Below are 26085 nucleotides of genomic sequence, written 5' to 3'. Positions count from 1 at the left end.
ATAGCTTCAATATTATGGATAAGAAAAAACGAAAAGAACTATCAAAGCAACGTGAGAAAGAAGAACTAGTTGAGTTCAGGCAAAGCCTTCCTATTAATGAAAATATATTCCCAAAGTTATTTGATTTTTTAGATGACGAATTAGAACATGGATGTGATCATAGTTCAGTAATTACAAAAACATTTTTGCAAAAAAATGGAGTTTCAAATATAGATGAAGTTATTGAATGGTTATCCGAAAATGGTGGCTATTGCGATTGTGAAATTTTAGCCAATGTTGAAGATTTGTTTGATTATCTTAATCCGCCTAAAATTAATTCTATTGTTAAAAAAGATATTCATAAACAAAAAATCAATAGTTTAAAGACTGATTTTTGTTTCCATATTGAAAAAGTTCCTTCGCCTTGGAATCTAATAGAAATAACATCAACAAATAGCAAAGAATACCAATTTCAAATAGGAAAAAACAATAATTGCACCGTTAGTTTACAAAGTCATTTGTCTTCATTTCAATATGATAACGACGAACAATGGATAAATCTCTGGATAAATGAAACCGAACTAAATTATAATCTTGAAGATTTGACTATCGAACGTATTCAATTGGGTAATTATTCTGCAATTGTTGCAAAAAACAAAAATTGGACTCCTGTAAAAATTTGGTGTACAAATAAAGATAATCCACAATGGTTATTAAAAATGAATACTGAATTAAGCAGGCATAAAGGCGACATTAAAGAATTTGAAAAACTACTGAATAACATTCTTTAAATAAAAAAAGCGACATTTAATGTCGCTTTTTTTATATCAATTCGATAATTCGAATTCTTAGTTCGTTTTCATTGGCGGTAAATCAAACGCAACAGAATCATGTTCGAAATTGTTTCTGTGTCCACCATCGCAAAATGGTTTGTTGTTAGATAATCCGCAACGGCAAAGTCCAAGTGCAGATCTTCCTTGTAAACCGTAAAGTACTCCTTCCGGATCCATGATTTCAAAATCACCTTCTATTTTGATCGATCCGTTTTTATTGATGATTAATTTTGTCTTGCTCATAAACTTGTTTTTTTGTTTTTTTTCGGAAAGCAAAGATTGCGAAATAAATCTCGAAGATTTTACTTGTAATGCTAGTTTAAACTGGTTCTATTTTATGGGTTTTTATCGCAGAGATTCACAAAGATTTTTGTTGTTGCGGCGAAATAATCTCGCAAAGTCGCAGAGACGCAAAGTATTTTATTTAATTGCGTCTAGCTTTAGCTGGATGAAATTATGATTGCCTTCAAAATCGGCTTTAGCCAAAATATGCGTTTTGGCTAAAGCCACACAAATTATCTTCATGTAACCTCCAGCTAAAGCTGGAGGCAATTGAACAACTTAGATTAAAAAACTTTGCGTCTCTGCGACTTTGCGAGATTAAAAACACAACGAAAACCTCAGCGAATCTCCGTGTAATAACAAAATCTCAATTCTATTGCTTATTTTTGCACTCAATAAAATTGAGTTATGATACAAAATCCAAAGAGATATACTATTACGGCAGCATTACCTTATACAAACGGACCAATCCACATTGGCCATTTGGCGGGGGTTTACGTGCCTGCAGATATATATTCGAGATATTTGCGTTTGCAAAATAAAGATGTTGCTTTTATCTGCGGAAGCGATGAACACGGTGTTGCAATTTCGATGAAAGCAAAAAAAGAAGGAGTTACGCCACAAGAAGTTATAGATAAATATCACGAAATCATTCGCAAATCATTTTCTGATTTCGATATTTCTTTTGATAATTATTCCAGAACTTCGGCTAAAGTTCATCACGATACAGCTTCAGAATTCTTTAGAACTTTGTACGATAAAGGCGATTTTATTGAAGAAGTTACAGAGCAGTTGTACGATGCAAAAGCAAATCAGTTTCTAGCAGATCGTTTTGTGGTAGGAACTTGCCCAAGATGTGGTAATGATGGAGCTTACGGAGATCAATGTGAAAATTGCGGATCGACTTTGAATGCGACGGACTTAATTAATCCAAAATCAACCATTACCGGAGAAACTCCAATTTTAAAAGAAACAAAACACTGGTTTTTGCCTTTAGACCGTTATTCTGATTTTTTGACAGAATGGATCATAAAAGGTCATAAAAAGGACTGGAAACCTAACGTTTACGGACAAGTTAAATCTTGGATCGATGGCGGACTTGAGCCTCGTGCTGTAACGCGTGACCTTGACTGGGGAATTGATGTTCCTGTTGAAGGTGCCGAAGGAAAAAAATTATATGTTTGGTTTGATGCGCCTATTGGATACATTTCTTCTACGAAAGAATGGGCAGCGCGCCAAGGAAAAGACTGGGAACCATACTGGAAAGATGAAGAAACGAAACTGGTTCACTTTATTGGGAAAGACAATATTGTTTTTCACTGTATCATTTTCCCTGCAATGCTTAAAGCCGAAGGAAGTTATATTTTACCAGACAACGTTCCCGCAAATGAGTTTTTAAATTTAGAAGGAAATAAGCTTTCGACTTCAAAAAACTGGGCAGTTTGGTTACACGAATATTTAGAAGATTTTCCTGGGAAACAAGATGTATTGCGTTACGCCTTAACATCAAATGCTCCGGAAACACAAGACAACGATTTTACATGGAAAAGTTTTCAAGCGAGAAATAACAATGAATTAGTTGCTATTTTCGGAAATTTCATTAATCGTGTTGTGGTTTTAACCAACAAATATTACGAAGGTGTTATTCCAGCTCCAAATGAATTTACAGAAGTTGACGAAGCAACTTTAGCAGAATTAAAAGCGTATCCAGCTGTAATTGCAAGTTCAATTGAGCGTTACAGATTCCGTGAAGCTTTAGGTGAATTGATGAATGTTGCCCGTTTAGGAAATAAATATCTTGCCGATGAAGAGCCTTGGAAAGTAATGAAAGACGATCCGGAGCGTGTAAAAACCCAAATGTATGTTGCACTTCAAATTGCTGCTGCGTTGAGCGTTTTATGCGAACCATTTTTACCTTTTACAACAAAAAAACTAGAAAGAATACTTAATGTGAATGTTGTAAAAAATGAGGAAAAATACACAGTAGTTGAAGAACGTGAAATGAGAAAGCACAATCTTCCAACTCCTGTACTAATTAAGTGGGAAGATGTGTCTCAAAATTCAGATTTAATTCCAGAAGGCCATCAAATTGGTGAAGCAGAATTGCTTTTCGCAAAAATAGAAGACGAAGAAATACAAAAACAAATAGATAAATTGGAAGCTACAAAAACCGCTAACCTTGCCGAAAACAAACAAGCTGAACCACAAAAAGATTTAATTCAGTTTGATGATTTTGCCAAAATGGATATTCGTATTGGAACTATTCTTGAGGCAGAAAAAATGCCAAAAGCAAACAAACTTTTGGTTCTTAAAGTTGATACAGGAATTGACGTTCGTACAATTGTTTCGGGAATTGCTGAGAGTTTTTCTCCAGAAGAAATCATCGGAAAACGTGTTTCTGTTTTAGCCAATTTAGCGCCAAGAGCTTTACGTGGAGTTGAAAGCCAGGGAATGATTTTGATGACAACAAATGCCGAAGGTAAATTGGTTTTTGTAAATCCTGATGCTGATGCGCCAAATGGAGCGACTGTAAATTAAACTGATTTAGACATTAAGCATATCGTTTGTCATTTCGAGGAACGAGAAATCGCACGCGAGATTCACGCACTGTTGTTGAGTTTCTAGTGCGATTTCTCGTTCCTCGAAATGACAGCACTGACAGAATCAAAACACAAATAAAATTCCTACATTTTATTATTTCTTTCAAATTTATATTTGTAAGTTTGTTCTGCAAAAAATACACTATAGGATTTATTTAGGAACTTCTAATAAAAGTTAACATAAGCGAATCCCTCGTCATGATGTCCCTGAGGAAACAATGGGAAAACCTATCCCTATGGGGTATTTTTTGCACATCTAAAACGAGGGATTCGTGCGTTTAATATTTTCAGGTTTATGCAAAAAAGAGAAAATGAAAAAACAACAGAAACAGCTGTAATGACAGCAATGGCAAAATTCCTTTCAGACCTTTGGTTTGTAGATGATTTTAGAGATCATCCCGAATATTTGACTGAAATTTTCGAGACAATTCTGTTAACCGAAATGGGCGATGATCAAGATCTGAGAATCAGAATGATAAACTCCATTAGAACCAGCAAAATGCTGGCAGAAACGCTCGGGCAATTTTCTGATAAGGAAATTAACAATGCCTGCCGGAAAATCATGAATGCATAATACCACACAAAAACAAATTTAATCCTCTTATTACAATAGAATCAAAGGTAAAAATGTGCCGTTAGGCACAAAATATCGGTAGACAATTGGGTTCGATATTCGTTGGCGTGCCGTAGGTACGCAACAACAATAACCATTGCGTACCTACGGCACGCTGGATTTATTCCAATTTATTTTTTCTACCGATATTTTGTGCCTAACGGCACATTTTCATACTTGATTTACTTTTATTAAAAATAACTAACGCACTATCGATGTTTTGTGGTCAACGGCACATTTTTCCTTGATTCACATTATTAAAAACAAGAACTTAGCAAAAAATATAATAATGAAAATCACCAAACCAAGATTAGCCTTAATCTGCGGTATACTCTGCATTTCGATTTTTCCTATATTGGTTAAATTACGTTTAACGCCGGGATTAATTTCGGCTTTTTACCGAATGTTTTTTGCAGTCGTTTTACTTTTGCCTTATGTTGTTTTAAGTAAAAACTTTAAACTTCCGAGTTTGAAATTTACTCTTTTGGCAATGCTTTGCGGTGTTTTGTTTTCTTCGGATGTTGCAGTTTGGAATATCGCCATTCAGGATTCTAGTGCAACTCAGGCTTCTTTACTCACAAATTTATCTCCGGTTTGGGTTGGAATTGGTTCCTTTTTATTTCTGAAATCAAAACCAGCAACAAACTTTTGGATTGGAACAATTGTTTCTTTATTCGGAATGGTGACTTTAGTTGGATTTGAGTTTTTTATTGATTTGAACTTTAATCAAGCTTTTCTATTTGCTGTTTTATCCGGAATCTTATATTCGATTTATCTTTTGGTCAGCAAAAATGTACTTTCCCAAGTCGATGTTTTATCGTTTATGACCATTAGTTTATTGGCTTCGAGTCTTTATCTGGGAATTCTTTGTTATTCTTTAAACGAGTCTTTTAAAGGATTTTCAAATACGGGTTGGTTTGTTCTCATTCTTCAAGCCGTAATTTGCCAATTGTGCGCCTGGCTTTCGATTAGTTATGCGACGCAGCACATGCGCGCGACCAGAGTTTCATTGAGTTTATTGAGTCAGGCTGTAATTACCTCTATTTTAGCTTGGTTATTTTTAGAAGAAAAAATAACTTTACAAATGGTTTTCGGTGGAATCGTTTTACTTTTCGGAATCCGAATTACTTTTTATGATAAAACAATTTCTTTAAAAAGAATGTTTTCTAAATAAGTTGGCCCGCGGATTTTACGGATTAAACAGGTTTACGCGGATTTATTTTTTAAAAAATCCTTAAAATCATTTTAATCTGTGGCAAAAAATTAGTGGAAATTAGTGCAATTCGTGGCTAAAAAACCTGAAACTTGAAACAAAAAAAAACCTGAAACAAAAAACTTATGTTACATAAAAACAAAATACCAAACTTAAAAGTAATCGCATTTGATGCCGATGATACTTTATTTGTAAACGAACCTTATTTTCAGGAAACAGAACACAAGTTTTGCGCTTTGATGGAAGATTATCTTTCGCATCAAGGTATTTCGCAGGAATTATTTAAAATCGAAATTGCAAATCTGCCTTTGTACGGTTACGGAATTAAAGGATATATTCTTTCGATGATTGAAGCGGCGATGAACATTTCAAACAATACAATTCCGGTTGAAGTGATCGAAAAGATAATTCAGTATGGAAAAGAGCTACTCGAAAAGCCAATCGAATTGCTCGACGGAATCGAAGAAACGCTGCAGGCTTTACACGGAAAATATAAATTGGTCGTTGCCACAAAAGGCGACTTAAAAGATCAGCACAGCAAATTGCATCGTTCTGGTTTAGGTCATTATTTTCATCATATCGAAGTAATGTCAGACAAACAAGAAATTGATTATGAGAAACTGCTTGGCCGTTTAGATATTCAGGCACATGAATTTTTAATGATTGGAAATTCATTAAAATCAGATATTCTGCCAGTTTTAGAAATTGGCGGTTATGCCGTTCACATTCCGTTTCACACCACTTGGGAACATGAAAAAATAAACCATAAAGTTGAACACGAACATTTTAGTTCATTCGAAAAGATTACAGAAGTAGTCCATAATTTAATAAAATGAAAACACTTTTAGACTTAGAAAACTGGAACAGAAAAGAGCATTTCGCACATTTCTGCAGAATGGAAGAACCTTTTTTTGGTGCAACTGTCGAAATTGACTGCACAAAAGCTTATGAAATTTCCAAAGAACTTAAGGTTTCTTTTTTCCTTTTCTATCTACATAAAACACTGGTTGCTGTAAACGCAATCGAAAATTTCAGGTACAGAATTGCCGATGGCAAAATATACATTAATGACCGCATAGACGTTTCGGCAACAATTGGTCGTGAAGACGGCACTTTCGGGTTTTCATTAATTGAATATAACCCTGATTTTAAAATCTTCGAAAAAAATGCCCTTGCAGAAATCGAACGCATTCAAAACACAACCGGACTTTTCACGAGATCTTTTGATGACGATAATGTGATTCATTTTTCGGCAATTCCGTGGTTGAATTTTACTTCGCTTTCGCATGCCAGAAGCTATACATTTCCAGACAGCTGTCCTAAAGTTTCTTTTGGTAAAATGATAACATCTGAGACAGGAAAACGTACCATTGCAATGTCTGTTCACGTACATCATGGCTTAATGGACGGTTTACACGTAGGTCAATTTGTAGATTTGCTTCAGGATCAGATGAATAAAAAATAATCCTTATCTTACTTTTTGTCTTATTTTAATACTATAATACCTTTTACTGGAATAGTCAAGCTGTATTAAATTCGTTGGTTTGGGGAAAATTTTAAAACTCAAATTACAATGAAAAAATCTGTAATTATTCTTGCATTTGCTTTAGGCTTAACAGGCGTAAATGCACAAACAGAAACAAATTCTTCGAACAATTACAATAAGTGGTCTATAGAATTTGCTGGTGGTGTAAACAAGCCTCAAAAACCATTTTCTGACGGTTACTTTACAAGTACGCCAAGTCCATGGGTTGGTGATTTCGGAGTACGTTACATGTTCAATAACAAATTCGGTTTAAAAGCTGATGTTGGTTACAACAGTTTTAAAGGTAAAAGCAACTCTTTAGATTTTGATTCAAAATACTACAGAGTAGATTTACAAGCTGTTGCGAACTTAGGGTGTATCATGAATTTTGAAACATGGACTAATACTATTGGATTGTTAGGACATGCTGGTTTTGGTTACTCTCAATTAAGAAGTGATAGCTTTAGAGGAGCAGACGAAATGGGTAACTTTATTGCTGGTGTAACTGGTCAAATAAAATTATCAAACAGACTTGCTTTAACTGGAGATTTCTCTTCAATTTTTAATGCATCTCAAGACAGATCTTTTGACGGAGCTGCACTTCCTGGAAACAGAGGTTTCTCTGGATTAATTTTCAACGGTACAGTGGGGTTAAATGTTTATTTAGGTAAAAACACTAAACATGCTGACTGGACTGTAGTTTCTGAAAATGTTGATCTTTCAGCGTATGACAACAAAATTGCTGATCTTGAAAACAGAATCAAAAACATGCCAGAAAAGCAAGTTATCGTAGAAAAACCAGTTACAAACAATATGGTAAACGACAGAGATGTTGTTAAAGATTTGATTAATGACAAGTATTACAGCGTATACTTTGATTTCAACAAAGCAACTCCTATCGAAAATTCAACTGCTGCAATTGATGTTGTATTATCTTATTTAAGAAAAAATCCTTCTGCATCTCTTGATATTATTGGATATGCTGACCAAGTTGGAAAAGCAGATTACAATGAGAAATTATCAAATGCAAGAGCAGAAAATGTTAAAAAGATTCTAACTCAAGCTGGAATTGCTTCTTCAAGATTAAATGTTATTCCTGCTGGAGCAGATACATCAATCCAAAAAGATTCTGATGAAGCTAGAAGATTAGCTAGAAGAGTTACTTTTAAAGTAAAATAATTCTTTTAAAAAGTAATTAATTCAAAAGCCCGAAAGTTAATTCTTTCGGGCTTTTTTGTGTTTTAATGTTTCAAAATATCTATTCCACTTTCTATGCTTAAATTATAATCACAATAATTTCATTAAATTTGGAATAATATTTGCCCGTAAAAACCCATGAAAAAACTTGTACTTTTTTTGCTTTTACTTTCTAAATCAGTATTGTTAAGCCAGACAGTATTGAATTCATTTCCATTAAACCTAAACAATCCTCTGGAAGATGGTCAAATTTTAAATGTTGAAGATGTAAAAACGCATGATATTTATGTTTTTGCGGCCGATGACAAAAAGGTCAACATTTTAAAATATAACAAATCACTATTTCTCACCAATCAATTTACAGATTCTATAAAAAGTGTAGAAAAGAGATCGTTAATTGGCTGCAGTATTAACGAAGATGGTAATCCGCTGCTTTACTGGAGCTCTCAGAATTCAAGAAATATCAGGATCGTTAAATATTTTTTGGAGACAAAAACTTCAAGATCTTTAAATTTTGATTTTCCCGAAGGCAATGAATATATTATAACGAGTTTTCAAAAGAACAATAATTTTTATGTTCTGGCCAAAGAAAAAAGCCAGCAGCATCTTCTGCTTTATGAATTTAAAAACGGAAACTGTGAAATAAAAATGTTCGATTTTTCAGATTTTAAATTTCAAACCGAAAAAGGGCAAAACTTAACTTTTAGCTCCCTTATTCGATACTATCCCATTGAAAAAATGGAGTTAAATGATTTTAATCCTCTTGATAAAGCTTCAAGCATAAACAAAATGTATGTTCTTGACGATCATATTATGTTGACATTTGACTATAGTTTTCAAAAAACACAAGTTTTTGATCTTAACATAAAAACACTTGAAGTTACTGAGAGAAATTTTAATCAGCCTGCTTCTCTTAAAACCTCTAAAACTTCTAATTCATTTTATAATCAAAATAAACTCTACCAAATCAAGGCTAACAGCGAGGAATTTTTGTTTGATATAAAAGATTTCGAGTCAGGAAAAATGATTAAAAACATTTCGGTATCAAAAAACGATACCATCCGTTTTAAAAATTCTCCTTTATTTCTTCAAACAAATAATAACAAACCTCAGGAATTAAAAACTACGGCTAAATTCCTAAAACAATTAACAGATTTAAGCGTTGGAGTTTCTGTTTTAGAAAACAAAAAAAACAGCTACCTAACATTTGGAGGTTATGTAGAATACATTGTTTCTAATTTCCAATACGGGCAAAATGATTTTTATGATGCTGGAAACTCCTATTATTCACAAAACAAAATGGTTTTCTTTGATGCTGTAATGAACGAGAATAATGATTTTTCAACTTCAGTAAAATCAGAGCCTTTGGCAATTGATAATATTTTCTATTATTTAGGAATCAACAAAAATGTATTACTTCAAAACATTATAAAACTAAAAGACTACTCTATTTTGAGCTATTATGATGATACTCAAAAGCAATTTATAATTCGTAAATTCACAGATGGTCCTCTTAGAGAAGACAATGGAAACCCAATTATGAATAAGTCTGTATTTTCGAAACCGGCATCTTTTGGGCAAATTAAAACCCATTAAATTTATTGATAATTAATCCAAATGCCTCAATGTTTTCAAGGTTTGAAAAAATGGTTTGGAATATTTTTGTTAATTTTACAAAAAAGACATCATTATGCTATCAAAAAATATTGAAACAGCTTTAAATAAGCAGATCCGCATAGAAGCAGAATCTTCGCAAACTTATCTTTCTATGGCTTGTTGGGCTGAAGTACACGGATTAGAGGGAATCGCTCAATTTATGTACACACAATCAGATGAAGAGCGCGCACATATGCTTAAACTAATAAAATATGTGAACGAACGCGGAGGACACGCTCATATTACAGATCTAAAAGCGCCAAAAACATCTTATTCTACATTTAAGGAAATGTTTGAGGAACTTTATAATCATGAACTTTTTGTTTCGCAATCTATCAACGAATTGGTACACATAACTTTTGAAGAAAAAGATTATGCAACACATAATTTCTTACAATGGTATGTTTCTGAACAAATCGAAGAAGAAGCTACAGCTAAATCTATCTTAGACAAAATCAACTTGATTGGAGACGATAAAGGCGGACTTTACTTGTTCGACCGTGATATTCAGCAGTTAACAGTTACAAGTTCGATTGCTATTAATCCAAAATAAAAAAGTTAAAGTTTATTTAGAATATTTAAAAATAACTTTTTTCGTTTATATTTGCCTCTGTTTTTACTAATACAGAGGAAAAGTGGGCAAGAAAGACAAAGACAAGAAAAAGGATAAAAAGAAAAAAAAGAACGCTGATATCCTTGATAAAATTAAGAAGATTGAAAACTGTAAATCTTCTTGTTGTGAGAAATATAAGAAAAGTGAAAAGAAACGCTGCTCACGCTGTCCTATGTTTGATTTATTCAAAAAAACTGCTTAACAAAATATAGAAAACCCACCAAGAAATCTGGTGGGTTTTTAATTTTAATTATATTCGTCTTTTGATTTTAAAAGAGTCTTCTATTCCATTATGAAAAACCAAATCACTATACCAAAATCAAGTCTTGATTTTTTATCTCAGCTCAAACAAAACAATAACAAACCTTGGTTTGAAGAGAACAAACCAAAGTATTTAGTCGAATTAAATCACATTGAAACTTTTGCGGGAGCACTTCTACAGGAACTTTCTAAAACAGATGTTTTAGAAACTCAATCTGGAAAAAGAAGCGTTTATAGAATTTATCGTGATATTCGATTTTCTAAAGACAAAACTCCATTTAAAGCTTATTGGGGCGGAAGTTATAAACGAGCCACAAGCGCACGCAGAGGCGGATATTATTTTCATATTGAAAAAGGAAACACTTCCCTAATCGGTGGCTTTTGGGGTCCAAATGCTGCTGATCTAAAACGCATAAGAAGCGAGTTTGCTCACGATCCTGAAACATTCAAAAAAATATTAAACTCAAAATCTTTTAAAAATACTTTTGGAGTTCTGCAAGGCGAACAGCTTAAAACAGCACCAAAAGGTTTTGATAAAGATCATGAAGCTATCGATTTACTTCGTTTCAAACAATATTTAATCATCAAGCGATTTACAGATGAGGAAGTTTTGAGTCCAAAATTTTTAGAACAAGCTTTAGAAACTTTCCAAAATATGAGGCCTTTTTTCGATTATATGAGCGAAGTGCTTTCGACTGATATAAATGGAGCTTCGGTTTTATAGACTGTATTTTTTATCGCAAAAGTTAAACCCGACAGGTTTTAAAAACCTGTCGGGTTTGCTGTACAGACGAGTTAGTAATAAACCTGTCGGGTTTCGTGGCGCTTAATGAGAGATTATTTATTTAAGAAGCAAAATCTCGTTTACAACAACTTCGGTAACATATCTCTTTTCTCCATTTTTGTCATCGTAACTTCTGTGCGTTAGCTTTCCGTCAACAGCAACTTCTTTTCCTTTCACTACAAATCTCTCAATGATTTCGGCTGTTTTCCCCCAGGCTGTAACTCGATGCCATTCGGTTTGTTCTACCTTTTCACCTTTATCATTTTTGTAAGTTTCGTTTGTGGCGATACTCAAATGAGCCAGTTTTCTTCCGTTGTCTAATGTTCTAATTTCAGGATCTTGTCCTACGTTACCAATAAGTTGTACTCTGTTTTTCATTGCATTCATGGCGTATACTATTTAAATGTTCCTATAAAAATTCGCTGATTAATTTCAACGAGGCAAAGGTGCGGTCGTTCTCTCAAAATATTCGGTTGCAAACTATTTACTTTCGGTTGTAATTATTTGTAAGCGTTTGTAAATGGAAATTATTTTTGCTATATTTGAGATAAATCGTACATATATGCAGACAGAAATTAAAAAAGTAGAGTTACGAAACCTTGCGTTTGAAGATTATAAACAATTGAAAAATTCAATGGTTGAATCGTATCCTGAAATGGCCAATAATTATTGGAGATCAAACGATATCAAAAAATTACTCAAAATATTTCCCGAAGGACAATTGGTAATGTTAGTCGACGGCGTTGTTGTTGGCTCGGCATTATCGCTTATTGTCGATGAAAAGTTAGTCGACAAAAGACACAATTACAGACAAATTGTTGGCGACTATACTTTCTCGACTCATAATCCCGACGGTGAAATTTTATACGGAATTGATGTTTTCATTCATCCCAACTATCGCGGCCTTCGTTTGGGCCGACGTCTTTATGATGCCCGAAAAGAACTTTGCGAACAATTAAACTTAAAAGCGATTGTTTTTGCAGGCAGAATTCCAAATTACAATCAACATTCTGGCAAGTTAACACCAAGAACTTATATTGAAAAAGTAAAAGATAAAGAACTTCATGATCCTGTGCTTTCTTTTCAGTTAAGCAATGATTTTCACGTTCTGCGCATCATCAAAAATTATTTGGAAGGTGATGAAGAATCGAAAGAATTTGCGGTTTTGCTGGAATGGAACAATGTTTATTATGATGAAAGTCCGAAATTGATTAATTCTGGAAAAAGTATTATTCGATTGGGATTAATTCAATGGCAGATGCGTCAGCTCAATAATGTTGAAGCACTTTTTGAACAAGCCGAATTTTTCATCGATGTTGTTTCTGGTTACGGAAGTGATTTTGCATTATTCCCAGAACTTTTCACGGCGCCTTTAATGGCCGATTTCAATCATTTATCAGAAGCCGAAGCAATTCGGGAATTAGCCAGACACTCCGATCCAATTAGAAAGCGTTTTCAGGAATTTGCCATTTCGTACAATATCAACATCATAACCGGAAGTATGCCGCACCTTGAAAATGGTGTTTTGTATAACGTTGGTTTTTTATGCAAAAGAGACGGAACTTCTGAGATGTATTACAAAATACACATAACTCCAAATGAAGTGCATCATTGGGGAATGAAAGGCGGATCTGAATTCAAAACTTATGATACCGATTGTGGTAAAATTGGAATTTTGATTTGCTACGATGTTGAATTCCCGGAGCTATCAAGATTATTGGCAGATGAAGGAATGAATATTCTTTTTGTTCCGTTTTTAACCGATACACAAAATGCGTATACTCGAGTTAAACATTGTTCGCAGGCACGTGCTATCGAAAACGAATGTTATGTTGCCATTGCAGGCTGCGTTGGAAACCTTCCGAAAGTAAATAATATGGACATTCAATATGCACAGGCTTCGGTTTTTACGCCTTCTGATTTTGCTTTTCCAAGTAACGGAATCAAAGCAGAAGCAACTCCAAATACCGAAATGACGCTGATTGTTGATGTCGATTTAGACTTGCTGAAAAACCTTCATGAACACGGAAGTGTACGAATTTTAAAGGATAGAAGAACCGATTTATATCAAATTAAAAAAACGTAATCGATGAGAACTTGCCTTGAATGTGCAGAAAAACTTGTAGGTCGTGAAGATAAAAAGTTCTGCTCAGACAATTGTCGAAATGCCTACAACAATAAAATTAATAAAGACAGCAACAATTTCATGCGAAATGTAAACAACAAATTACGAAAAAATTACCGTATTTTGTCAGAGCTAAATGTTGACGGAAAATCAAAAGCAACTAGGGAGAAAATGATTAATAAAGGTTTTGATTTTGATTTCTTTACTAATATCTTGCAAACCAAAACAGGGAATACCTACTATTTCTTGTACGACCAAGGATATAGGTCTTTGGACAATGATTATTATATGCTTGTTAAAAAAGAAATTTAGTTATTCATCATGAGAAAAAACCCCACCTCGATTCTGGCAGTTGTCTTAATTCTAGCCATTTTAGGTATCATTTATGCCACAATGATGCCGCAATACATTTCAAAAAATGATGAAGCTCTTGCTGATTTTTCGACGGAACGAGCTTTAAATCAGGTTGAAATTATTGCGCAAAAACCGCATTATGTGGGTTCGACAAATCATGAATTAGTAGCCAATTATCTTAAACTGGAGCTAAACAGAATTGGATTAGAAACGAGTGTTCAGGAAGGTTTTACTCTTAATGATAAAGGGCTTTTAGTAAAATCTAAAAATATTCTTGCAAGAATCAAAGGAACAAATAGTTCAAAAGCACTTTTATTACTTTCTCATTATGACAGTGCACCGCATTCTTTTTCAAAAGGCGCAAGCGATGATGCATCTGGAGTTGCTACAATTTTGGAAGGAATCAGAGCTTTTTTATATGCTAAAGAACCTCAAAAAAATGATATCATTATTCTTTTTTCAGATGCTGAAGAATTAGGTTTAAACGGCGCTGCTCTTTTTGTAAATAAACATCCTTGGGCAAAAGATGTAGGTTTGGTTTTAAACTTCGAGGCAAGAGGAACTTCGGGACCAAGTTATATGCTGATGGAAACCAACAAAGGAAATCAGGCACTTGTACAGGAATTTACAAAAGCAAAAGCATCTTATCCGGTATCAAACTCATTGATGTACAGCATTTATAAAATGCTTCCAAACGATACCGACTTAACCGTTTTTAGACAACAGGGAAATATTCAGGGGTTTAATTTCGCTTTTATCGACGGACATTACAATTATCACACACAGCAGGACGATGTTCAGCACTTAAATAAAATGACTCTCGCGCATCAAGGTTCTTATTTGATGCCATTATTAAGATACTTCGCAAATGCTGATTTAAACCAAACCGCTTCGACAGAAGATTATGTTTATTTCAGCGCTCCGTTTTCTTTCATCAGTTATCCGTTTTCCTGGGTAATGCCAATGACTTTAATCGCTTTTGGTTTATTAGTCCTTTTCATGTTTATCGGAAAAGCCAAAAGAATGATTACTCTAAGAGAAATATTCAAAGGATTCGTTCCGCTTTTGGGATCTTTAATTATAGCTGGTTTAGTTACTTTTTTAGGATGGAAAATTATTTTAGAAATCTATCCGCAGTATTCTGATCTCTTAAACGGATTTACATATAACGGCCACGCTTACATTGGTGCATTTGTAACATTAAGCATTGCGATTTGTTTTGCTTTTTACCATCATTTTTCTGATGCTAAAATTACGATGAACCATTTCGTAGCGCCTTTGTTACTTTGGATTTTTATAAACGGATTTTTAGCAAACAGCTTAACCGGAGCAGGATTCTTAATTATTCCGGTTTATTTCGGAATTCTTTTATTCGGAATTTTTGTTTTTACGCAGCATTACAGTTTGGGAATGAATTTAATTTTCAGCATTCCGGCTTTAGCGATTATTGCGCCGTTTATTGTCATGTTTCCTATTGGTTTAGGATTAAAAATACTTTTTGGAAGTGCTGTTTTAACCGTTCTTCTCTTCGGATTATTATTGCCAATATTCAATACTTTTGCTAAAAAAGGGGCATGGATTATGGTTTTCTTTGCTGCATCGATTGGCTTTTTTATCTACGCCGGATATAATTCAGGATACGAACACGGAAAAGCAAAATCAAACAGCTTACTTTACGTTTACAATGCCAATACAAACTCAGCACTTTGGGCAACTTATGATGTAAATTTGGACGACTGGACGAAATCTTATTTAGGTCAGAAAAACCAAAAAGCGGTAGGCTTAAACAGTCTTCCTATTGCTAGTAAATATAATTCTGCATTTACATACAGCGCCATTGCTCCTGTTGTGGATATTCCAAAACCTACTATTTCTTTCTTAAAAGACAGTGTTGTAGGTAATAACAGATATATCAAAATCCAGATAACGCCAAACAGAAAAGTAAACCGTTACGATATCTACGCCAATCCAAAAATGACCTTTTACAACTTTAAAGCTAACGGCGTTTCAACTTCTGGTGCAAAAACAAATCGTTTAGAACGAGACGGAATGCGCGTACTGTGTTATTATGTTGTAGGGAACGAACCGCTGCTTATGGAATTCTACATCAATAAATCGTCTATTTTTGATATGGATTTAATTGAAAGTTCATTCGATTTGATGACAAATCCTTTATTGAAAGTAAATCCAAGAAGTGACTGGATGATGCCAACGCCATTTGTTTTAAATGATGCGGTTATGATTCAGCAAAAAATCAAGAGATATACAGCTCCGGTAAATCCGCCAGTACAACCTGCACCAGTGCAGGACAGTGCCGTAATTGCAAAAGATAGTTTAATAAAACCGGTTATAAAGCCAGAATAATAAATATATAATTTGGAAGGTCTTGATTTAACAACATTGTTTCTTCTGCTTTTTGTATTATGTATTTTGATGTATAGATCTTTAAGTTCTAAAAACGGAAAATTTTTTACAAAAGATTATTTTAGTCAATACCAGTCAATGCATCATATTTTCTATATGTTGATTGGTGCTATAATAGTAATTGTTGAAATAATCAGACAACTGACAAATAATAAAAATGTACTATGGCAACAAATGTTTCTACAATATTTTTAAGTGCGCCAATAGAAAAAGTCTGGAATGCATTGACAAAACCAGAACTAGTTAAACAATGGCAATACGGAAGTGATTTAATCACAGATTGGAAAGTGGGAAATGAAATCCGATTTAGAAATGAATGGGAAGGTCAGGTTTTTGAGCAATGGGGAACGGTTTTAGAAGTTTCTCCAAATCAAAAAATAAAATATTCATTGTTTTTCCCAAGACCCGAACTAGAAGACAAACCCGAAAATTATTTCATAATGAGTTATGTTTTATCTGAAGAAGATCAAAAAATAAAACTCGAAATAATTCAGGAAGACAATCGTCCGGGAGCAGTTCAGGAAAAACCTCAAGGCGAAGAAAATCCAATTCTTCAGAGTTTAAAAGCTATTATTGAATCTTAAAATTATTTTCAAATATTGAAAGGCAGACCATACCAAAAGTCTGCCTTTCTATTTAACAAGCACATTCAATCTGTAACCCAGATTCAATTCCTTTTATTCCTTTGGTGGCATAACCGTCAAACTTCCACCACTCGATTCCGCCAATTAGTTCTTTTACCTTAAAGCCTAGTTTTGTCATATTTAATGCTCCTTTTGTCGAAGCATTACAGCCAATTCCATCACAATAAGTAACATATAAAATATCTTTATCTAAATGTTTTGTTGTTTCTGCAGACATTTCACGATGCGGAATATTAATCGCACCCGGAATATGTTCTGCCTCAAACCCAAAAGCTTTTCTGGCGTCAAGCGCAATTACTTTTTCATCATTATTTAAAGCATCAAATAAATCCGACGGATCCATTTCAAAGGCTAACTTTTGTTCGTAAAATTTAATTTGTTCCTCCATGATTTCTTTGTTTTGTTGTTTTTGTTTTTTCAAAAGTAACTCAAGAATTCCTCGCATAAAAACGAAAAGAATTCATGAACCGCATTAGTTTTTTTCATGCAAAAGCCAGTCTAAAATTTTGTTCCTTTGTATATAAATCTCAAAAAATGGAAATACGCCACCTAAAATTGATAAAAGCAATTGTTGAAGAAGGAAGCATTACAAAAGCTATAGACAAACTTCATTTGACACAATCGGCTTTGAGTCATCAGCTTAAAGAAGCGGAATATCAATTAGGTACAGCTATTTTTTTAAGAACTAACAAAAAACTGGTTCTCACAAAGGCTGGCGAAAAAATCTATGAATTGGCCAATGAAATTCTGGATAAACTTTCACAGGCAGAAACACAGATCAAGCAAATGGTTTATGGCGAATATGGCGAAATCAGAATCAGCACCGAATGTTTCTCGAGTTACCACTGGCTTCCGCCGGTTTTAAAACAATTTCATCTTTTATATCCCAATGTTGAACTGAAAATCGTAACCGAAGCAACTCATATTCCGCTGCAAAAGCTTTTAGAAAACACGATTGACATTGCCATTGTAAGCGATACGATAAAAGACAATCATATAAAATATATCGAACTTTTTCAGGACGAAGTCGTAATGGCGGTTTCTGAAAATCATCCGTGGGCAGATAAAAAATATGTCGTTGCCGAAGATTTCATCAACGAACATTTAATTATTCATTCCCTTCCGATGGAAACGGTTACCATTCATCAGTTTGTTTTGGCTCCAGCCAAAGTAACGCCGAAAAAGGTAACACCGCTTCCGCTAACAGAAGCTTCTCTTGAAATGGTAAAAGCCGATATGGGCGTTATGTCGATGGCAAAATGGGCATTACAACCACATTTAAAGAATAATCCAATTAAAGCGGTAAAAGTGGGCAAAAATGGCTTAAAACGTAAACATTTCATCGCAACAAGAGCAAACGAAATGTATCCGGATTATTTTCAGCATTTTATTAATTTTCTACAAAACGAAATTAACCTGCAATGGAATATTCAATAAGAAGTTGCGAAATAGCCGATTTACCAAAATTGGTGATTCTATGCCAAAAACATGCTGAATTTGAGAAAGCCGATTACGATTCAAAAGGAAAAGAAGAAGGTTTAAAAGAAGCTTTATTTAGTGAAAACCCTAAATTATTTTGTTTAGTTGTTGCGACCGATAATGATATTGTGGGTTATGTTTCTTATAATTTTACTTACTCAACCTGGAGCGCAGGTGATTTTATTTATATGGATTGTTTGTTTTTAGAAGAAGAAGCTCGAAATTTTGGAATTGGAGAAGTTCTAATTAATAAATTAAAACAAATCGGAAAAGAAAAAAACTGCGTCAACATGCAATGGCGAACGCCACAATTTAATGAAAGAGCTATTAAATTCTATCAAAGAATTGGCGCAAAAGGAAAAGACAAAGTTTGCTTTTTTCTGGATTTGTAATTATCTGAAAATTTAATCTCGAAAAAACGGAAAGTTTTTTATTTATAGCCACAGATTAAAAGGATTAAAATGATTTTTTAAATCTGTTGAATCTGCGTGAAACGAAAAACCTTTGAATCTTTCGTACCTTTGAGTCTTTGAATCTCAAAAAAGAAATGAAACAAATAAGCATATTAGGCTGTGGGTGGCTAGGTTTGCCTTTGGCGAAAAAACTAATCGAAAAAGGAAATTCGGTAAAAGGGTCTACGACTTCAGAAAATAAACTTTCTATTTTAAAAGATGCTGGAATAAATCCATTTCTTGTCATCCTGAGCGAAGTCGAAGGAATACTTGAAAATGAAGATAGTTCTAAAAACATTACTGATTTTTTAGCCGAAAGCGAAATCCTGATTATTGACATTCCGCCAAAATTGCGAGCTGTTTCATCAGAGTCTAATAAGATTTTTGTTCAGAAAATCGAAAACCTAATTCCGTTTATAGAGAAATCAAGTATTTCAAAAGTCCTTTTTGTAAGTTCAACTTCGGTTTATGGAGATGAAAACGAATTGATTACAGAAGAAACAACACCAAACCCGGAAACAGAAAGTGGAAAACAATTGGTTTTAGCAGAAGCAATTCTTCAAAAAAATCAAAATTTCGATACCACGATCTTGCGTTTCGGCGGATTAATTGGCGAAGAACGACATCCAGTTAAGTTTTTAGCAGGAAAAGAAAACCTAGAAAATCCCGATGCTCCAATAAATTTAATTCATCAAAAAGACTGCATTGCAATTATTGAAGAAATCATAAACCAATCAAAATGGAATGAAGTTTTCAACGCGGCTGCACCTTTTCACCCAAGTAGAGAAGAATATTACACTCAAAAAGCAAAAGAACAAAACTTAGTTTTACCAAAATTCAGTTCTGAAAAATCAAACATTAAAAAGATTATTTCAAGCGAAAAAATCGAAACCATTTTAAATTATCGATTTAAGCTGGAAAATTATTAAAAACTCCGAATGTCAGGCTGAGCGAAGTCGAAGCCCTTTTGTTTCCATAATCCTTCGACTTCGCTCAGGGTGACAATAGTGTAAACTTTTTAACCTTTAAAACAATAAAACTTAAATTACTTACATAACTTATATGGTTTAAAAAAAACTTTGCGAACTTTGCGAAACCTTCGCGTCTTTGCGGTAAAAACTTTACAGTTAAAACTATGGAAACAGTCTATGTTAATTCGCCTTTAGGAATCACCAAGATAGTTGGAGATGAAGATGGTATTGCAGTAATCTCTGTTTCTGATGTTGGCACAAATGAAGTTTCAAAGAAAATCCCAAAAGTTTTAAAAGATGCCGTTTCGCAGCTCGAAGAATATTTCGAAGGAAAAAGAACCGATTTCGATTTAAAACTAAATCCAAAAGGCACCGAATTCCAACAAAAAGTATGGAAAGCATTACTGGAAATTCCATACGGAAAAACAGTAAGTTACATGGATCAAACCAAAAAGCTTGGCGATATAAAAGCAATTCGTGCTGTAGCTTCGGCAAATGGTAAAAATCCGCTTTGGATTGTCGTTCCCTGCCACAGAGTTATTGGAACAAATGGTTCATTGACCGGTTACGCCGGTGGGCTGTCCCGCAAAAAATGGCTTCTTGAACACGAAAGCCCTTCTGCACAACAGAGTTTGTTCTAAAAAGTGTTCGCCACGAATTCCACTAATTTTCACTAATTTTTTTCTTTCATAATTATGATTTAAAAAATTTCTTTATTTAAAGAAAATTCATTCAATTCGTAAATTCGTGCCCGAAAAAAAATCAAATTATTGTACATTTATATCCACAAAGAATTAGTGAAAATTCGTGAAATTCGTGGCAAAAAAATATGATTGAAAAAATAAACCTTAATAACATTCTCTTTCTTGATATAGAAACCGTTCCGGAAGAAGAAAACTTCAATTCTCTTGATGAAGAAATGAAGTCTCTTTGGGATTTAAAAACTCAGTATCAGCGAAAAGACGATTTTACGCCTGAAGAATTTTATGATCGCGCCGGAATTTGGGCAGAATTCGGAAAGATAATTTGCATTTCGGTTGGCTATTTTACGATCAAAGGTGATGTTCGAAATTTTAGGGTAACTTCTTTTTTTGGAGAAGAAAAAAAGATCCTGAAAGACTTTAATAATCTGCTGAACAATCATTTCAATCAGCCGCAGCATATTTTATGCGGACATAATGCAAAAGAATTTGATATTCCATTTATCGCGCGTCGAATGATTATCAATCAAATCGCAATTCCGGATAAGCTGAATTTATTCGGCAAAAAACCTTGGGAAATTGCACATCTTGATACTTTAGAATTATGGAAATTTGGCGATTACAAGCATTTTACTTCTTTAAAGCTTTTGACTAAGATTCTCGGAGTTCCATCGCCAAAAGGCGATATTGACGGAAGTCAGGTCGCACACGTTTATTATGTCGAAAAAGACATAGACCGAATTATAACGTATTGTGAAAAAGATACAATCGCCGTAGCGCAGATTTTCCTTCGTTTACGCCTTGAAGATTTATTGATTGATGATGAAATAATTCATGTATAGTTTTTTTTGAGATTCTAAGATACTAAGGCGCTGAGATTCTAAGATTTTGAAGCTATAATTAAATGAACTTATATTTCTTATATGACTTAATAAAAAGTTATGTTTGAAGAGCAAAGATTTTGAGGCGCAAAATTAAATGAACTTATATAACTTATATGGTTTAATAAAAATTTGAAAGATGACACATTCGGAAATTTCACATCATCGTCTTGTTTCGCAGAAGCTTTATAAAACAGACAAATGTTCTCCTCAAGAAATTGTGCATCATTTTGGCGCGATGCAGGCTCAGGATTATGCAATGGCAAAATGGGCGATTGGTTCCCGTTGTGATTCTTCTGAAAAAGAAATCGAAGAAGCTATAAACTCGGCACAAATAATCAGAACTCATATTTTGCGACCAACCTGGCATTTTGTTGCTGCCGAAGATATTTACTGGATGTTAGATCTTGCCGGTCCTCAGGTAAAAAGAATGACTGTTTCTGGTGCTAAGAAATTTGGTTTTGATGATAAAAAACTAAACCAGGCTAATAATGCTATCGAAAAACTATTATCTGGAAACAATCATTTGAACCGGGATGAAATTATGCAGGAACTTGGCATTAAAAGAACTTCAAAAGAAGATTTTCTAAGTGCTGCAATTATGATGCATGCAGAACAAGATGGTTTGGTTTGCAACGGCAGAATGAAAGGCAAAAAAATCACCTACGCCTTACTTGAAGAACGTGTTCAAAAACCGAAAACCAAATTAACAAAAGAAGAAGGTTTGGCAAAATTAGCTAAACGCTATTTTGAAAGTCACGGCCCTGCAACTTTGCTAGATTTTTCATGGTGGTCTGGTTTTCCGCCTACTGTCTGCAAAAACATCATTGATGCAATAAAGTTGCAATTAGAGTTTTTCGAAATTGATAATCAAAAATATTACTTTGTAAATCAAAACATTGAAAAGGTTAACTTCAAGGAAAGCATTCACTTTCTTCCAGCTTTTGATGAAATTTTGATTTCATATAAAACCAGAGAAGCTTCTTTTTTATCTGAACATCAAAATAAAGTTTTTACCAATAATGGCATCTTTAAACCGATAATTCTTGAAAATGGAAAAGTGATTGGAATATGGAAACGAACATTTAAAAAAGATCACGCCAAAATCGAAACCGAGTTTTTTAATGAAACTGAAAGCTCAAAAAAACATATCCTATTTGAAGGAATTAAAGCTTTTGAAAACTACTTAAAAACTAAAATTGTTATCGAATAATTTGAAATTTCACTAAAAGTCTGAGCTTTCTTAGAAATACTTCTCTTTTCAGGAATAAAATCTTTGTGCATATTCTGCCTAAATAATTACATTTACAAAAAAATAGCATTATGGTATTAAGTAGATTTTGGTTAGTTATTTTTATTTCTTCGATTGTTTTTATTGTAGTCAGTTTATTTACTGCGAATACTTATACGATTGATTCTGTTTTAAATGGAAAGAAAGATGATCCTGTTTTGGTTTCTGAAAAATACATTCATGAACTTCCGGCTTTCATTAAAGACAGTATAAAAAAAGCGCCAGATCAAACTATGATTATCAATCGTGATACGCTTAATGCCGACACAACTTATGTTTACAAAAGCAAAACTGTAAAAATATACAGCGGTCTTCAAAAGTCTGATGGTTTACTGCCAACTTGTAAAAGCACTTTAGTTGATTTAATTCTGCCACTTATTGCTTATTTGGCTTTCTTTTGCGGATTAATGGAACTTTTAATCGTTTCCGGAGCTTCTGGAAATCTGGCAAAACTATTGAGTCCGGTATTTGTAAAGGTGTTTCCAAGTATTCCTAAAAATCACCCTTCAATATCCTACATGACTTTGAACTTTGCTGCTAATTTCCTCGGATTAGATTCGGCTGCAACGCCATTTGGATTAAAAGCGATGGAAAGTTTACAGGAAATAAATCCCGATAAAGACAAAGCGAGTGATGCGCAAATTATGTTTATGTGTCTTCATGCTTCAGGTTTAACTCTAATTGCAACTTCGATTATTGGATATCGCGCGGCTGCAAATGCAAGTAATCCTGCCGATGTTATGCTGCCTTGCATCATTACTTCTTTCATTGGAACTATTGCTGCGTTTTTAATTGTGGGGATTAAGCAAAAAATCAATTTCAAGAGTGCTTCTCTTCTTATCGTCTTAATGGGATTAATCGCCGCCATTGTTGGTTTGCTGATGTATGTTAATCATTTGGACTTAATCGGAAAAAACTACTTTACCTCTAACCTTTCGGGATTAATTTTAATTGCCATTATTGCTTTTACTTTGATATTTTCATTCAAAAACGAAAAGAAATTCAGCGAAGCTAACACAACTGTTTTTGACACTTTTGTTGTTGGTGCAAATAATGGAGTGAAAACCGGAGTAACTATTTTCCCTTATGTTTTGGGAATGCTGGTTGCTATTTCTTTATTCAGAAACAGCGGTTTATTTGAAATTATCAGCGACGGAATTGCTTTTGTTTTCTCAAATATGGGAGTAAGTAAAGAAATCACGAATGCGTTACCTGTTGCCATGCTTCGTCCGTTTAGTTCTGCGGGTTCCCGCGGATTCTTAATCGATTCGATGAATACTTTTGGTGCCGATTCTTTAACGGCGAGACTGAGCAGTATTTTTCAATGCAGCGCCGAAAGTACTTTTTATGTAATCGCAGTTTATTTTGGTTCGGTTAATATCAAAAATACCCGTTATGCTTTAGGCACTATGCTTTTGGTAGATTTAATTTGTGTGATTACGGCGATTTTTGTGGCGACTTGGTTTTTTTAAAAAATATTTTCAATTAAATGGGGTTTAAATTATAAATACAAGCCCCTAATTCAAATTCTTTCTTAGGTAAATAATTTCTAACTTTGTAAAAAAACAAAGAAATGATTGATTTTATATACCAAGATCCTTACCCAATTTTAAAGGATGATACGCAGTACCGCAAAATCACCTCTGATTTTGTAAAAGTGGAACAATTTGGAGAACGTGAAATTTTAACCGTTGATCCAAAAGGTTTAGAATTACTGGCTGAAGAAGCCTTAACGGATGTTTCGTTCATGCTTAGAACGACACATTTGCAAAAACTAAGAAATATTCTTGACGATCCTGAGGCGACAGACAATGATCGTTTTGTAGCTTACAATTTACTTCAAAATGCTTCGGTTGCTGCCGAAGGTCAGTTACCAAGCTGCCAGGATACCGGAACTGCGATCGTAATGGCTAAAAAAGGCGAAAGCATCTTTACGGGTGTTGATGATGCTGAATGGTTAAGCCGTGGTATTTTCAATACATACCAAAAACGCAATTTGCGTTATTCTCAAATTGTGCCGATATCGATGTTTGAAGAGAAAAACTCTGGCTCAAATCTTCCGGCACAAATTGATATATATGCTAAAAAAGGAACTTCATACGAATTCCTGTTTATGGCAAAAGGCGGTGGTTCTGCAAATAAGACTTACTTGTACCAACAGACCAAATCGCTATTAAACGATAAATCTATGGACGCTTTTGTGAGAGCAAAAATCAAAGATTTAGGAACTTCAGCTTGTCCACCTTACCACTTAGCTTTGGTTATTGGCGGAACTTCTGCGGAAGCAAACTTAAGTGCTGTTAAAAAAGCATCTGCAGGATATTATGATCACTTACCGACATCTGGAAATATGGCGGGTCAGGCATTCCGTGATTTAGAATGGGAAGCACGAGTTCAGAAAATCTGTCAGGAAAGTGAAATTGGAGCTCAGTTTGGAGGAAAATATTTCACACATGACGTTCGTGTAATTCGTTTACCGCGTCACGCTGCTTCATGCCCGGTTGGATTAGGGGTTTCTTGTTCTGCCGATAGAAATATCAAAGGAAAAATTACGAAAGACGGAATCTTCGTTGAGCAATTGGAAGTAAATCCAAAACAATTTTTACCAGAAACAGCTCCGCATTTAGAAGCTCCGGTTGAAATTGACTTAGATCAGCCAATGGCAGATATTTTGGCTAAATTATCTCAATATCCTATCAAAACACGTTTAAAATTAAACGGAACTGTAATTGTTGCCCGTGATATTGCGCACGCAAAAATTAAAGAATTACTAGATGCCGGAAAATCAATGCCGGAATACTTTAAAAACCATCCGGTATATTATGCTGGTCCGGCAAAAACTCCGGAAGGAATGGCGTCAGGAAGTTTTGGACCAACAACTGCTGGACGTATGGATGTTTATGTGGATGAATTCCAAAAACATGGCGGAAGTATGATTATGCTTGCCAAAGGAAACCGTACGAAACAAGTTACGGATGCCTGTAACAAATACGGCGGATTCTATTTAGGTTCTATTGGAGGTCCGGCTGCTATTTTGGCACAAGACAATATCTTAAAAGTTGAAGTTGTTGATTTTGAAGAATTAGGAATGGAAGCCGTTCGTAAAATCACCGTAAAAGATTTCCCTGCTTTTATTATCACTGATGATAAAGGAAATGATTTCTTTGAAAATTTATAAGTTTTTGCCCCAAAGACGCTAAGACACAA

The 26085-nt window shown here is 34.2% G+C and carries 26 protein-coding genes; 23 read left to right on the top strand and 3 right to left on the bottom strand.

All coding sequences use genetic code 11. The annotated features are described in order from the left end of the window. The first annotated feature begins 14 nt into the window (after positions 1–14). Entirely contained in the window at positions 15–770 is a 756-nt protein-coding gene (locus B3C18_RS13750) for a DUF2695 domain-containing protein (RefSeq protein WP_291147708.1), read from the top strand. Between the two features lie 57 nt (positions 771–827). Here B3C18_RS13750 and B3C18_RS13745 read toward each other — a convergent pair whose 3' ends face one another. Beyond that, the gene (locus B3C18_RS13745) at positions 828–1055 is read right to left on the bottom strand and encodes a CDGSH iron-sulfur domain-containing protein (RefSeq protein WP_035632488.1); all 228 of its coding nucleotides are present in this window, start codon (positions 1053–1055) and stop codon (positions 828–830) included. A 447-nt stretch (positions 1056–1502) separates the two neighbouring features. Between B3C18_RS13745 and metG the strand changes: the two genes are divergently transcribed. The 10 genes from metG to B3C18_RS13695 all read left to right on the top strand — a co-directional run bounded on the left by metG (position 1503) and on the right by B3C18_RS13695 (position 11496). Then, positions 1503–3632: a methionine--tRNA ligase gene (metG, locus tag B3C18_RS13740; protein WP_291147704.1), complete on the top strand. Its 2130-nt coding sequence runs from the start codon at positions 1503–1505 to the stop codon at positions 3630–3632. Between the two features lie 357 nt (positions 3633–3989). Next, a complete protein-coding gene (locus tag B3C18_RS13735) occupies positions 3990–4268 on the top strand; it encodes a hypothetical protein (RefSeq protein WP_291147702.1) in 279 nt (92 codons plus the stop codon). Positions 4269–4596: 328 nt separating this feature from the next. Continuing rightward, positions 4597–5481: a DMT family transporter gene (locus tag B3C18_RS13730; protein ID WP_291147700.1), complete on the top strand. Its 885-nt coding sequence runs from the start codon at positions 4597–4599 to the stop codon at positions 5479–5481. Positions 5482–5645: 164 nt separating this feature from the next. After that, positions 5646–6356, top strand: coding sequence for an HAD family hydrolase (locus B3C18_RS13725; RefSeq protein ID WP_291147698.1), 711 nt, complete (start codon positions 5646–5648; stop codon positions 6354–6356). After that, complete coding sequence (locus tag B3C18_RS13720; RefSeq protein ID WP_291147696.1) at positions 6353–6985, top strand: chloramphenicol acetyltransferase; 633 nt, start codon at positions 6353–6355, stop codon at positions 6983–6985. Before B3C18_RS13725 ends, B3C18_RS13720 begins: the two co-directional genes overlap by 4 nt. A 108-nt stretch (positions 6986–7093) precedes the next feature. After that, positions 7094–8224, top strand: coding sequence for an OmpA family protein (locus tag B3C18_RS13715; protein WP_291147694.1), 1131 nt, complete (start codon positions 7094–7096; stop codon positions 8222–8224). A 156-nt stretch (positions 8225–8380) separates the two neighbouring features. Then, positions 8381–9838 (top strand): hypothetical protein, encoded by a 1458-nt coding sequence (locus B3C18_RS13710; protein ID WP_291147692.1) that lies wholly within the window; start codon positions 8381–8383, stop codon positions 9836–9838. A 94-nt stretch (positions 9839–9932) separates the two neighbouring features. Next, positions 9933–10451 (top strand): ferritin, encoded by a 519-nt coding sequence (locus B3C18_RS13705; RefSeq protein ID WP_073485886.1) that lies wholly within the window; start codon positions 9933–9935, stop codon positions 10449–10451. An 82-nt stretch (positions 10452–10533) separates the two neighbouring features. Beyond that, the gene (locus tag B3C18_RS13700; protein ID WP_291147690.1) at positions 10534–10713 is read left to right on the top strand and encodes a hypothetical protein; all 180 of its coding nucleotides are present in this window, start codon (positions 10534–10536) and stop codon (positions 10711–10713) included. A gap of 90 nt (positions 10714–10803) precedes the next feature. Further along, complete coding sequence (locus B3C18_RS13695; protein ID WP_291147688.1) at positions 10804–11496, top strand: DUF2461 domain-containing protein; 693 nt, start codon at positions 10804–10806, stop codon at positions 11494–11496. Between the two features lie 117 nt (positions 11497–11613). Here the strand turns inward: B3C18_RS13695 and B3C18_RS13690 are convergent, their stop codons facing one another. Continuing rightward, positions 11614–11943, bottom strand: a complete 330-nt coding sequence (locus B3C18_RS13690) for a single-stranded DNA-binding protein (protein ID WP_291147686.1) — start codon at positions 11941–11943, stop codon at positions 11614–11616. Between the two features lie 175 nt (positions 11944–12118). On the opposite strand from B3C18_RS13690, the gene B3C18_RS13685 reads away from it, so the two are divergent. The 4 genes from B3C18_RS13685 to B3C18_RS13670 all read left to right on the top strand — a co-directional run bounded on the left by B3C18_RS13685 (position 12119) and on the right by B3C18_RS13670 (position 17043). After that, positions 12119–13642 (top strand): carbon-nitrogen hydrolase family protein, encoded by a 1524-nt coding sequence (locus tag B3C18_RS13685; protein ID WP_291147684.1) that lies wholly within the window; start codon positions 12119–12121, stop codon positions 13640–13642. A gap of 3 nt (positions 13643–13645) precedes the next feature. Continuing rightward, positions 13646–13993 (top strand): hypothetical protein, encoded by a 348-nt coding sequence (locus B3C18_RS13680; RefSeq protein WP_056199732.1) that lies wholly within the window; start codon positions 13646–13648, stop codon positions 13991–13993. Between the two features lie 9 nt (positions 13994–14002). Further along, positions 14003–16399, top strand: coding sequence for a M28 family peptidase (locus B3C18_RS13675; RefSeq protein ID WP_291147680.1), 2397 nt, complete (start codon positions 14003–14005; stop codon positions 16397–16399). A gap of 224 nt (positions 16400–16623) precedes the next feature. Continuing rightward, positions 16624–17043 carry an SRPBCC family protein gene (locus B3C18_RS13670; RefSeq protein WP_291147678.1) on the top strand — a complete coding sequence of 140 codons (420 nt, stop codon included), beginning with the start codon at positions 16624–16626 and terminating at the stop codon, positions 17041–17043. Between the two features lie 52 nt (positions 17044–17095). On the opposite strand, the gene B3C18_RS13665 is transcribed toward B3C18_RS13670, so the two are convergent. Then, on the bottom strand, positions 17096–17491 hold the full coding sequence (locus B3C18_RS13665) for a rhodanese-like domain-containing protein (RefSeq protein ID WP_291147676.1): 396 nt from the start codon (positions 17489–17491) through the stop codon (positions 17096–17098). Between the two features lie 146 nt (positions 17492–17637). Here B3C18_RS13665 and B3C18_RS13660 point away from each other — a divergent pair, with 146 nt between their 5' ends. From B3C18_RS13660 to B3C18_RS13625, 8 genes are all read left to right on the top strand, one after another. Next, positions 17638–18540, top strand: a complete 903-nt coding sequence (locus tag B3C18_RS13660) for a LysR family transcriptional regulator (protein ID WP_291147674.1) — start codon at positions 17638–17640, stop codon at positions 18538–18540. Continuing rightward, complete coding sequence (locus B3C18_RS13655) at positions 18525–18974, top strand: GNAT family N-acetyltransferase (RefSeq protein ID WP_291147672.1); 450 nt, start codon at positions 18525–18527, stop codon at positions 18972–18974. Before B3C18_RS13660 ends, B3C18_RS13655 begins: the two co-directional genes overlap by 16 nt. Positions 18975–19129: 155 nt before the next feature. Then, complete coding sequence (locus B3C18_RS13650; RefSeq protein ID WP_291147670.1) at positions 19130–19963, top strand: NAD-dependent epimerase/dehydratase family protein; 834 nt, start codon at positions 19130–19132, stop codon at positions 19961–19963. 206 nt (positions 19964–20169) lie between these two features. Continuing rightward, positions 20170–20646 carry a methylated-DNA--[protein]-cysteine S-methyltransferase gene (locus B3C18_RS13645; protein WP_291147668.1) on the top strand — a complete coding sequence of 159 codons (477 nt, stop codon included), beginning with the start codon at positions 20170–20172 and terminating at the stop codon, positions 20644–20646. 188 nt (positions 20647–20834) lie between these two features. Then, positions 20835–21548 carry a 3'-5' exonuclease gene (locus B3C18_RS13640; protein ID WP_291147666.1) on the top strand — a complete coding sequence of 238 codons (714 nt, stop codon included), beginning with the start codon at positions 20835–20837 and terminating at the stop codon, positions 21546–21548. Between the two features lie 178 nt (positions 21549–21726). Continuing rightward, positions 21727–22800: a winged helix DNA-binding domain-containing protein gene (locus tag B3C18_RS13635; protein WP_291147664.1), complete on the top strand. Its 1074-nt coding sequence runs from the start codon at positions 21727–21729 to the stop codon at positions 22798–22800. A 110-nt stretch (positions 22801–22910) separates the two neighbouring features. After that, on the top strand, positions 22911–24350 hold the full coding sequence (locus tag B3C18_RS13630) for a nucleoside recognition domain-containing protein (RefSeq protein ID WP_073485906.1): 1440 nt from the start codon (positions 22911–22913) through the stop codon (positions 24348–24350). A gap of 101 nt (positions 24351–24451) precedes the next feature. After that, positions 24452–26056, top strand: a complete 1605-nt coding sequence (locus B3C18_RS13625; RefSeq protein WP_291147661.1) for a fumarate hydratase — start codon at positions 24452–24454, stop codon at positions 26054–26056. The last annotated feature ends 29 nt before the right edge of the window (positions 26057–26085 follow it).

Origin of the sequence: Flavobacterium sp. UBA7680, from assembly GCF_002482975.1 — a bacterium.
In the GTDB taxonomy this organism is placed as follows: Bacteria; Bacteroidota; Bacteroidia; order Flavobacteriales; family Flavobacteriaceae; genus Flavobacterium.
This window is presented reverse-complemented; position numbering and strand designations above follow the sequence as displayed.

What these genes read in the sequence shown, in the direction of transcription:
- metG (WP_291147704.1), top strand. Translation starts at nt 1,503, where the DNA reads ATGATACAAAATCCAAAGAGATATACTATTACGGCAGCATTACCTTAT.
- B3C18_RS13745 (WP_035632488.1), bottom strand. Translation starts at nt 1,055, where the DNA reads ATGAGCAAGACAAAATTAATCATCAATAAAAACGGATCGATCAAAATA.
- B3C18_RS13635 (WP_291147664.1), top strand. Translation starts at nt 21,727, where the DNA reads ATGACACATTCGGAAATTTCACATCATCGTCTTGTTTCGCAGAAGCTT.
- B3C18_RS13710 (WP_291147692.1), top strand. Translation starts at nt 8,381, where the DNA reads ATGAAAAAACTTGTACTTTTTTTGCTTTTACTTTCTAAATCAGTATTG.
- B3C18_RS13730 (WP_291147700.1), top strand. Translation starts at nt 4,597, where the DNA reads ATGAAAATCACCAAACCAAGATTAGCCTTAATCTGCGGTATACTCTGC.
- B3C18_RS13645 (WP_291147668.1), top strand. Translation starts at nt 20,170, where the DNA reads ATGGAAACAGTCTATGTTAATTCGCCTTTAGGAATCACCAAGATAGTT.
- B3C18_RS13705 (WP_073485886.1), top strand. Translation starts at nt 9,933, where the DNA reads ATGCTATCAAAAAATATTGAAACAGCTTTAAATAAGCAGATCCGCATA.
- B3C18_RS13670 (WP_291147678.1), top strand. Translation starts at nt 16,624, where the DNA reads ATGGCAACAAATGTTTCTACAATATTTTTAAGTGCGCCAATAGAAAAA.
- B3C18_RS13720 (WP_291147696.1), top strand. Translation starts at nt 6,353, where the DNA reads ATGAAAACACTTTTAGACTTAGAAAACTGGAACAGAAAAGAGCATTTC.
- B3C18_RS13660 (WP_291147674.1), top strand. Translation starts at nt 17,638, where the DNA reads ATGGAAATACGCCACCTAAAATTGATAAAAGCAATTGTTGAAGAAGGA.
- B3C18_RS13715 (WP_291147694.1), top strand. Translation starts at nt 7,094, where the DNA reads ATGAAAAAATCTGTAATTATTCTTGCATTTGCTTTAGGCTTAACAGGC.
- B3C18_RS13725 (WP_291147698.1), top strand. Translation starts at nt 5,646, where the DNA reads ATGTTACATAAAAACAAAATACCAAACTTAAAAGTAATCGCATTTGAT.
- B3C18_RS13625 (WP_291147661.1), top strand. Translation starts at nt 24,452, where the DNA reads ATGATTGATTTTATATACCAAGATCCTTACCCAATTTTAAAGGATGAT.
- B3C18_RS13655 (WP_291147672.1), top strand. Translation starts at nt 18,525, where the DNA reads ATGGAATATTCAATAAGAAGTTGCGAAATAGCCGATTTACCAAAATTG.
- B3C18_RS13735 (WP_291147702.1), top strand. Translation starts at nt 3,990, where the DNA reads ATGCAAAAAAGAGAAAATGAAAAAACAACAGAAACAGCTGTAATGACA.
- B3C18_RS13630 (WP_073485906.1), top strand. Translation starts at nt 22,911, where the DNA reads ATGGTATTAAGTAGATTTTGGTTAGTTATTTTTATTTCTTCGATTGTT.
- B3C18_RS13685 (WP_291147684.1), top strand. Translation starts at nt 12,119, where the DNA reads ATGCAGACAGAAATTAAAAAAGTAGAGTTACGAAACCTTGCGTTTGAA.
- B3C18_RS13675 (WP_291147680.1), top strand. Translation starts at nt 14,003, where the DNA reads ATGAGAAAAAACCCCACCTCGATTCTGGCAGTTGTCTTAATTCTAGCC.
- B3C18_RS13750 (WP_291147708.1), top strand. Translation starts at nt 15, where the DNA reads ATGGATAAGAAAAAACGAAAAGAACTATCAAAGCAACGTGAGAAAGAA.
- B3C18_RS13690 (WP_291147686.1), bottom strand. Translation starts at nt 11,943, where the DNA reads ATGAATGCAATGAAAAACAGAGTACAACTTATTGGTAACGTAGGACAA.
- B3C18_RS13650 (WP_291147670.1), top strand. Translation starts at nt 19,130, where the DNA reads ATGAAACAAATAAGCATATTAGGCTGTGGGTGGCTAGGTTTGCCTTTG.
- B3C18_RS13640 (WP_291147666.1), top strand. Translation starts at nt 20,835, where the DNA reads ATGATTGAAAAAATAAACCTTAATAACATTCTCTTTCTTGATATAGAA.
- B3C18_RS13665 (WP_291147676.1), bottom strand. Translation starts at nt 17,491, where the DNA reads ATGGAGGAACAAATTAAATTTTACGAACAAAAGTTAGCCTTTGAAATG.
- B3C18_RS13695 (WP_291147688.1), top strand. Translation starts at nt 10,804, where the DNA reads ATGAAAAACCAAATCACTATACCAAAATCAAGTCTTGATTTTTTATCT.
- B3C18_RS13680 (WP_056199732.1), top strand. Translation starts at nt 13,646, where the DNA reads ATGAGAACTTGCCTTGAATGTGCAGAAAAACTTGTAGGTCGTGAAGAT.